Consider the following 1,490-nt stretch of genomic DNA (forward strand, 5'->3'; position numbering starts at 1 on the left):
GGATTCTACAGGTGGCATTTGGTCCGTTTAATGCCAATTTTGGATGAAGGTGGCGAGATGCATTTATGGATTGGTACCGCAACCGACATAGAAGAGCTGCGAATTTTACAACAACAAAAAGATGATTTTATTAGCATCGCTAGCCATGAGCTAAAAACACCAATTACCACTTTAAAAGCATCATTACAACTTTTAGATCGTTTAAAAGATAAATCAGCATCACCAACGTTGGCTAAATTAATAGTACAGGCTAATAAAAGCATGGAAAAAGTAAATGGTTTAATAGATGATTTATTAAATGCTAGCATGGCAAATAATGGTCAGCTTCACATTAACCAACAGCAATTTCTATTGGCTGATGTAATTACTGAATCATGTCAAGATATACGTGTTCAGGCAGAATATAACCTTATTACTATAGGCGATTTAAGTTTAAAAGTTAATGCAGACCCGATTAGGATTGAACAGATCATTATCAATTTTGTAAACAATGCCATTAAATACGCATCAAACTCAAAACACATAACAATCTCAATTGAAAAGCAGGGTATTATGGCTAAGGTTTCGGTTATTGATCAGGGAGCAGGAATTGCAAAAGAAAAATTGCCTTATCTTTTCGAGCGTTATTTTAGAGCAGAAGACAGAGTAACTAATTATAACGGTTTAGGGCTTGGGTTATATATCTGCGCAGAGATTATTAAAAAGCACAATGGAAAAATTGGTGTAGACAGTGTAGTGGGTAAAGGAAGTACATTTTGGTTTATACTGCCCCTTGTATAAAATTAGGATATAATGAAAGATAGTAGTCTTAAACAATTTGTTTTTATAGGTATTTCTTCCCTGGAATATTCTAGGAGTTTTTCCAACGGTCTATCTAATCACCGGGCCCTTAGCTGCTGATGTAATTCAGTTCTGGTCATTTGTTTTTTTATGARTTGACAACAGCGATAATCGCATTATTGATCGCGATATAAAGTGCTGAAGACACGGCTTCATATCGCATCTGGATTTGTTTATCTTCGAATCCCATATCGTTCCAGGAACCCATTCCCCCAAACACCCATGCACGCGAGGCGGCGAACAGCAGCTGTTGCGCTGCCAACCCATAGGCATTTTCAGGCAATAAGTCGCTGTGATAATAATCCTGGTCAGGATGTGCGGAGGTCAATGCCGCATTAGCTCTTTGGAAAACCTGGGAAAAATTTTCCAGGTCTATTTCCTTGGCAAATGCCTCTATTTCACTCAGTGCTTTTGAAAGGACTTCTCTTTGCATCCCTACGTTGAACTGAAGGTTTCTGGAATCAATCTCCTGCTCGATGCACCTGTATTCAACCGACCAGATGCGGTTATCCTCTGCATGTTCCCTGCTCACTATCCATTCGCCATACCAAAAATCCGAATACTTGGGATACATCGCCTCGATCAGCCAGGTACCTCCTCCGCCGATCATGCCGGCGAGTTTATGGTCTGCAGCACCCGAACTTCTATCC

Annotated in this window: 2 protein-coding genes; one reads left to right on the plus strand and one right to left on the minus strand. The window is 39.7% G+C overall.

Annotation, left to right across the window (positions count from 1 at the left end; all coding sequences use genetic code 11):
* Positions 1-780: sensor histidine kinase (locus AC1DPQ_RS27455; RefSeq protein ID WP_477611520.1), on the plus strand; the 780-nt coding region annotated here is incomplete at its 5' end.
* Positions 781-928: 148 nt separating this feature from the next.
* On the opposite strand, the gene AC1DPQ_RS27460 is transcribed toward AC1DPQ_RS27455, so the two are convergent.
* A partial coding sequence (locus tag AC1DPQ_RS27460; RefSeq protein ID WP_477611521.1) for a hypothetical protein occupies positions 929-1,490 on the minus strand: 562 nt, incomplete at its 5' end.

The organism is Pedobacter sp. 01T416_2 (genome assembly GCF_056398925.1).